Consider the following 6,824-nt stretch of genomic DNA (forward strand, 5'->3'; position numbering starts at 1 on the left):
CGGAACAGGCACGGCGGGGAGCGCGGATTCGGCGAAGGGCCGACGTGTTCCTCGACCGCTGGCCGTTCCAGCGCAAGCTCAACGCGCTGCTGATCATCCCCGCCGCGGTGGTCGCCGCCATCCTCGCCTACGTCATCGCGGGCCAGGTCGCACAGGCGCAGTCAGCGGCGCGCACCGCGGCCCTCGTCCGCAGCAGCGAGCAGGTCGCCTCCCTCGTCGACGACCTGCAGAGGGAGCATCAGCAGGCGATTCTGCTCTCGGTGCGCTACCAGGCCGCGGAGCCCGGTGGGCCCGCGCCGTCGCCGCGGGACTACCGCCGGGCCCAGCGGGCCGTCGACCGCCAGGTCGCCGAGGTCCGCTCCGCGTTCGGATCCCGCCTTCCCGCGGCGGAGACCAGGGCGTTGCGGGGCGTCGCCGGGCTGACCGGGCTGCGCAAGACGGTCGAAGGCGCCTACCTCCCGGCCGACAGCATCGACCCGGTCTATGGCTCCATGGTGTCCAACCTCATCGACGGGCTCGGCCTCGGCGGATCCGCGGGCGGTGCGGTGTCGTCGCCCGAGAACGTCCTGGACACCCTGCTGCGCGCGGACGCCGCGCATGCCGCGTTCGAGACCGGTGTCTTCTCCGCCCAGACCGGCGACTCCAGCGCGCTCACGGAATTCACCGGCGCGGTGGGCAGCCTCCAGCTCTACAACCACCACGCCCAGCGCTTCAGCCGGATCGCCTCGGTGGCCCAGAGCGGCCGGCTGGCCCGGATCGAGCGCAACGCGCACCAGAACGCCATCCGGTCCGAGTTCGCGTCCCTCCAGTTCGATCCCTCCTCCCTGGAGGCCAGGGACCTCGACGAGGTGCGGGCGGCCGTCGACAAGGCCATCGCGGCGTATCCGACGTACGAGAAGCAGGCTTCCACCCGGCTGGAGATCACCCGGTCACTGATCCACCAGATCGCGGACGACGGCGACCGGGCCTCTTCCGAGGCCTGGTGGCGAGTGGGGTGGCTGCTGACCACGGTGGTGCTGATCTTCGCCTTCTGGCTGCTGCTCTCCCTCCTGGTCCGGCGCTCCGTCGTGCGGCCCGTGCGGATGCTGACCGCCGCGGCCCAGCAGGTGGCCAGGGCGACCGGGCAGGAGCTCGCGCGGGTGGCGGACGACGAGGCCGAGGACGACGGCCGGCTCAGGCTGAACGCAGTCCCGGTGCGGGCACGCGACGAGATCGGCACGCTGGCGGAGGCGTTCAACGAGGTACAGGAGACGGCCGCCGCCCTGCTGCAGCGCCAGGTGCTCAGCCGGCGCAATGTGGCGGAGATGTTCGGCAACGTCGGGCGGCGCGTCGGCAACCTGACCGCGCGCCAGCTGGCGCTGATCGATGCGGTCGAGCGTGAGGAGACCGACCCCGCGCTGCTCGACCAGCTCTACCACATCGACCACCTGGCGGTGCGCCTGCAGCGCAATGCCGACAGTCTGATGCTGCTCGCCGGGCTGGCGGAGACCGCTCTCGAGGCCCGGCCGACAGCGCTGACCAACGTCGTACGGGGCGCGCTCGCCCAGATCGAGGAGTACCAGCGGATCCACCTGCGTGTGCTGGACGAGGTCACCGTCGCGCCCGACATCGTCGGCGATCTGACCCTGATGCTCGCCGAGCTGATGGAGAACGCGGTGGCGTTCTCCCCTGCCGAGAGCCCCGTCGAGGTGCGGGTGCGCTCCCAGGGCGAGGCGGCGGTGGTCGAGGTCGTCGACCACGGGCTCGGCATGAGCGCCGAGCGTCTGAAAGAGGAGAACGAGCGGCTGGTGCGCCGCGAGCGGCTCGACCTTGTCCCCACCAAGGTCCTCGGGCTCTTCGTGGTCGGCCGGATCGCCCGGCGCTGGGGCGTCAGGGTCACGTTGACCGCGACGATGGGCGGTGGGGTCACCAGCAGGGTCTTCATCCCCTCGACGCTGCTCATGCCGTTGAGCCACGTGCCCGCGGTGTTCGCGGGCGAGGACTTTTCCTCGTCGGTCCTCCCCACCCGGAGTCGGCCCGTGGGGCCCGCCAAGCCCCCAGCGCTCACCGGGCCTGCCGTCACATCCGCCGTTCCCCAGCAGCATCCCCAGCCCTCGCGGCGAACCCCCGCGGATGGCGCACCGCGGGACAGCGCCGGGAAGGAGCCCGCACCGTTGCCGCGACGTGTCCCGCGGACCGCGCACACGGCCGGTCCGCCCCCCGAAACCCGGTCCGCGAACACCGCCGAAAGGGCCGCAGCGCAGGCGCAGGAGCACCCGGATGGCGAGGCACTCACCCCGGCACCGGCCGCGCCGCCGCTACGGCGCCGCGTGCGCGGCGCCACGCTCGAGAACGCCGCGGCGGCACGCCGGCCGACGCCGACGCCGACGTCGCGCCGGCCGCTCGACGCGGAGGCCGTCCGCTCCTCGATCGAAGAGTTCGAGGAGGCGGTGGCCCGGGCCGAGCGCGAGAGCGCGCAGCCGGGACAACAACCGACTCGGATGCCGGCATCACCAGAATCCCCGGAGGAACCGGAAGGAGTGGGGCAGTGACCACGTCGACAGGTGGAACTCAATTCAACCCAGTGGAGCCCGTTGACCTGCGTGCCGCCGCAGAGGACTTCACCTGGCTGCTCAACCGATTCGCGACGGAGACCGCGGGCGTGGTGGATGCCATCGCTGTCTCCTCCGACGGTCTGCTGATAGCGGTCTCGCGGCTGTGCGACCACGCGGACTCCGAGCGTCTCGCGGCGATCGTCTCGGGAATCACCAGCCTGGCCGCCGGCGCTTCGGGCAACTACGGCCTCGGCGCCCTCAACAAGGTGATCATTGATCTGGAAGGAGGCCATCTCCTCGTCTCCGCGATCGGCAGCGGATCCGTGCTCGGCGTCGTCACCTCGAACGAGGCGAAGCTGGGGAACGTCGCCTACGAGATGACCCTGTTCGCCAACCGGGTGGGCGCGGCCCTCAGCCCCGAGCTGGTCCTCGAGCTCAAGAACAGCGTCGGTTCCCCGGCCACCGGGTGAACCGTCCGCCACCACATGCAGCAGGAAGGAAAGACCCAGAATGGCGTCCGAGGGTGGCCAGCACCACCCGGGCTCCGGCGGTTCGGGATCCGCCGGCCGCCCTTCGGCGATCCGGCCGTTCCTGCTGACCGCGGGAAGGGTTGCGGGCAGCGACGCGGTAGCGCCGCTCCCCATCGAGACCCAGGTCGTGACCACCTCGTTGGGCTTGGCCACCCTCGAAACCCTGGCCTTCGAACACCGCGACATCGTCGCCGTATGCCGACGGCCGCAGTCGCTGGCCGAGGTCGCCGCGAAGCTGCACCTGCATCTGAACGTCGTCCGTGTGCTCGCGGCCGACCTGCGCGCCCATGCGCTCCTCGCCGTATACGTGCCCAGTGCCGATGCCTCCCGCGACGTCTCCGTTCTGCGAAGGGTGATCGCTGGTCTCCGTGGCGTCGCCGAATCCGAAGGGATACACCGTGACAGCCAACGGGATTGACGCACCGTGCGTCCCACACGAGACCGAACGGCCGCCCCTTCCCGTGAAGATGGTGATCGCGGGCGGGTTCGGCGTCGGCAAGACCACGACGGTGGCGTCAGTCTCGGAGATCGAACCGCTCACCACCGAGGCGTCGATCACCGAGGTCGCGGCGGGCGTGGACGATCTCAGCCACACCCCTCACAAGACCACCACCACGGTCGCCATGGACTTCGGCTGCATCACCCTCGATCCGACCCTGAAGCTGTACCTGTTCGGGACGCCCGGCCAGGAGCGTTTCGGCTTCATGTGGGACTACCTGGTGGAGGGCGCCCTGGGCGGATTGGTGATCGTCGACACCCGCCGCCTCGACGACTGCTTCGCCGCGGTGGACTACTTCGAGCACCGGGACATCCCGTTCGCGGTGGCCGTCAACGCCTTTGACGGCGAGGTCGCGCACGAGCTTGACGAGGTGCGCTGGGCGCTGGACGTCAGCGACCACGTCCCGCTGTTCGTCTTCGACGCCCGAGAACGGGGCTCGGTGCTCGACGCACTGCTGGTGGTACTCGACCATGCGCTGAAGCGGGCGGAGGCGTAGGCGGTACACGCCCGTCCGCAGGTGGTCGGCGGCGGCGACGGTGACGGCCGTCTCCACCGCGGCACGTGTCTGAAGAACCAAGTGGACGCTTCCGGAGTGCTTCTGCGGTGGTGAGGGGGTTTCTGGTCTGTGGTGTTGGGGGTTCGTTGATAACTGTGTCTGCTCGGCTCATCCTGGGCCGATGCCGAGCGCGATGGGAGCCCACCGCCGCATCCCGCGACGGCCGGCACTCGCGAGTGCAGCGGGCGAGGGCAGGAACGGCGCCTGCGGCGTAGCCGGGAGCGCCCCGGCGGAGCGGAGCGCAGCCGGTTTGATGCGTCGGCCTTGGACCTAACGAAGCCATGTAGTGGCACGCGTGTGGCACGGACCCGAACACCCAGAAGGGCCGGCCTGGGAGGAACCCCTCCTGAGCCGGCCCTTTGTGATGTGCCCCCCGGCAACGATTCGAATCTGCGCCACCCGCTGCTGAAGTCCGCTGTCGTTGATGTCGTCCCTCCAACAGATTCGGGGCAGGGGCAGAGCTCACTCCAACGGGTCGGACGGTTGACCCACTTCCATCAGACGTGTTGGTTGGGGCAGCCCCAGACCATACGGCAGGTTCGGCGGTCGAATTGTTCGAGCCGCACCTGCTGCCGAGAGCGTTCGGACCGATCCCTGACCTGTAGCCGCCCAACGCGTGGCGGTTTCTTCCCGTGGTTATGTGGTCCGCACATGTACCGGAACGTTCGGATCGGCCCATACGATCACGCCATGGCGATGACGGGCTTGGACGACCGGGTGACGACGGCGGAAAACTACCGCCGCTTCGCCGAGCACGAGGCGGCGGGACGGTCCCCCGCCTACGAGGCGCTGGCCCTCGCGGTGGCGTCCGACCCGGACCTGCTGGGTTTCCTGAACATCCTGCCCGCCGACAAGCGCCAGCCGAACCTGCTGTTCGCCGCGGCCCGCCACATGCTCCGTACGGTGCCCGACGCGGACGCGCTTCGGGAGCTGGCCGCCACGCGGGCCGGGGAACTGCGGGCGATGATGCTGTCGCGGCGCACCCAGACCAACGAGCCGGGCCGCTGCGCAACGCTTCTGCCCGCGCTGGCTGCGCTCGATGGGCCGCTTGCCCTGATCGAGGTCGGCGCGAGCGCCGGACTGTGCCTGCACGTCGACCGATACTCCTACGACTACGGCCACACGCACCTGACCGGCCGTGACCCACAGGCACCGACACTCCGGTGCCGGGCAGAGGGACCGCACCCAGAACTGCGGATGCCCGAGGTGGCATGGGCGGCCGGCATCGACCTCAACCCGCTCGATCCGTCGGATCCCGGGGACCGGTCCTGGCTCGAGTGCCTGGTGTGGCCGGGGCAGACGGCCCGCCGCGAACGCCTCGTTTCCGCATTGGCAACCGCGCAGCGCCACCCTATGCCTGTGCACGAGGGCGACCTGCTCGAAGCGCTGCCGGCCCTCGTCGAGCAGGCGCCCCGGGACGCGCGTGTTGTGGTCTTCCACTCGGCGGTGCTGGCATACGTCGGGCCGCAGCTCCGCGCCGACTTTGCCGGGCTGGCCCGCGAGCTTGACGTCGTATGGATCGCGAACGAGGCGCCGGGCGTGGTCGCCGACGTCACGCCGCCCCGGTTCGAGACCTCGCCGTTCGTCCTCACCGTCGGTGGCGCACCTGCCGCCTTCACCCACCCGCACGGCGACTGGATCCGCTGGATCTAGCACGTGCAGCTGGCATCGCGCATCCCCGCCTCCCGGTACCCGGGACGACGCCGTTCCCCGGTGTCCCGACGGTGGGTGCTTACTACTGCCCAGCCACTCCCAGTTGTCCGGGTGCAGGCATAACACGTGCAGTGCGGCAGATCGTCTCCGGACCCCCAGGCCAGAGCGGGGTGGGGGTGGTCACCCGTGGGCGGCGCCTGTCAGCGTTGGTCGGCCTCGGACGGCCCAGGCCCGGCGCTTTCCGTCGCCCGGGACGCCGGCTACCAGGTCGCCTATCTGCCCGGACTGGCCATGCGTCGGATCGCCGACCTCTACCCGGGTGAGGCCAAGACCGACGCCCGCGACGCGGCCGTCATCGCGGACGCCGCCCGCACCACGCCCCACACCCTGCGCTCCCTGGAACTCGCCGACGAGATCACCGCTGAGCTGACCATGCTGGTCGGCTTCGACCAGGACCTGGCCGGCGAGGCCAATCGCACCTCCAACCGCATCCGCGGCCTGCTCACCCAGTTCCACCCCAGCCTCGTACGCGTCCTGGGACCACGTCGCCACCACCTGGCTGCTGGAGCGCTACGGATCCCCGGCCGCTCTGCGCAAGGCCGGCCGCCGCAAACTTGTCGAGGTGATCCGGCCCAAGGCACCGCGCATGGCCACCCGGCTCATCGACGACATCTTCACCGCTCTCGACGAGCAGACCGTCGTCGTCCCCGGCACCAGCACCCTGGACGTGATCGTGCCCTCTCGGCGAGGTCGCTGGCCGCCGTTCACGAACAAAGCCGGGCCCTCGAAGCCCGGATCGAGGCCCTGCTGGTGGAGGCCCACCCTCTTTCGAAGGTCCTGACCTCGATGCCCGGCATCGGCGTCAGGACCGCCGCAGTCCCCCTGGCCACCGTCGGCGACGGCAGCAGCTTCCCCACCGCCGCCCACCTGTCCTCCTACGTCGGCCTCGCACCGGGGGGCGGTGGGGCGCTGGAGGTCCTCGGTCACGGGTTGTTCCGTCGCCGACGCCTGTCTGGCCTGCGTCTTCTACGTTGTGGGCGCCTGCGTGTCTT

At 70.5% G+C, this 6,824-nt stretch carries 5 protein-coding genes and 1 pseudogene; all 6 read left to right on the plus strand.

Annotated elements, in window-relative coordinates; genetic code table 11:
* The first annotated feature begins 44 nt into the window (after window positions 1–44).
* The gene (locus ABZ920_RS16590; RefSeq protein WP_361504558.1) at window positions 45–2,531 is read left to right on the plus strand and encodes an ATP-binding protein; all 2,487 of its coding nucleotides are present in this window, start codon (window positions 45–47) and stop codon (window positions 2,529–2,531) included.
* Window positions 2,528–3,004 carry a roadblock/LC7 domain-containing protein gene (locus ABZ920_RS16595; protein WP_055495024.1) on the plus strand — a complete coding sequence of 159 codons (477 nt, stop codon included), beginning with the start codon at window positions 2,528–2,530 and terminating at the stop codon, window positions 3,002–3,004. Before ABZ920_RS16590 ends, ABZ920_RS16595 begins: the two co-directional genes overlap by 4 nt.
* Window positions 3,005–3,044: 40 nt before the next feature.
* The gene (locus ABZ920_RS16600) at window positions 3,045–3,482 is read left to right on the plus strand and encodes a DUF742 domain-containing protein (protein WP_361504561.1); all 438 of its coding nucleotides are present in this window, start codon (window positions 3,045–3,047) and stop codon (window positions 3,480–3,482) included.
* A gap of 49 nt (window positions 3,483–3,531) precedes the next feature.
* Window positions 3,532–4,059 carry an ATP/GTP-binding protein gene (locus tag ABZ920_RS16605; protein WP_055495080.1) on the plus strand — a complete coding sequence of 176 codons (528 nt, stop codon included), beginning with the start codon at window positions 3,532–3,534 and terminating at the stop codon, window positions 4,057–4,059.
* Between the two features lie 750 nt (window positions 4,060–4,809).
* The gene (locus tag ABZ920_RS16610; protein ID WP_361504564.1) at window positions 4,810–5,772 is read left to right on the plus strand and encodes a DUF2332 domain-containing protein; all 963 of its coding nucleotides are present in this window, start codon (window positions 4,810–4,812) and stop codon (window positions 5,770–5,772) included.
* A 237-nt stretch (window positions 5,773–6,009) separates the two neighbouring features.
* Window positions 6,010–6,726 (plus strand): annotated as a pseudogene (locus ABZ920_RS16615) (transposase); the annotation flags it as partial.
* Window positions 6,727–6,824: the final 98 nt, after the last annotated feature.

It is taken from the genome of Streptomyces sp. NPDC046831 (assembly GCF_040645305.1).
Taxonomy (GTDB): domain Bacteria; phylum Actinomycetota; class Actinomycetes; order Streptomycetales; family Streptomycetaceae; genus Streptomyces.

What these genes read in the sequence shown, in the direction of transcription:
- ABZ920_RS16600 (WP_361504561.1), top strand. Translation starts at nt 3,045, where the DNA reads ATGGCGTCCGAGGGTGGCCAGCACCACCCGGGCTCCGGCGGTTCGGGA.
- ABZ920_RS16610 (WP_361504564.1), top strand. Translation starts at nt 4,810, where the DNA reads ATGGCGATGACGGGCTTGGACGACCGGGTGACGACGGCGGAAAACTAC.
- ABZ920_RS16605 (WP_055495080.1), top strand. Translation starts at nt 3,532, where the DNA reads ATGGTGATCGCGGGCGGGTTCGGCGTCGGCAAGACCACGACGGTGGCG.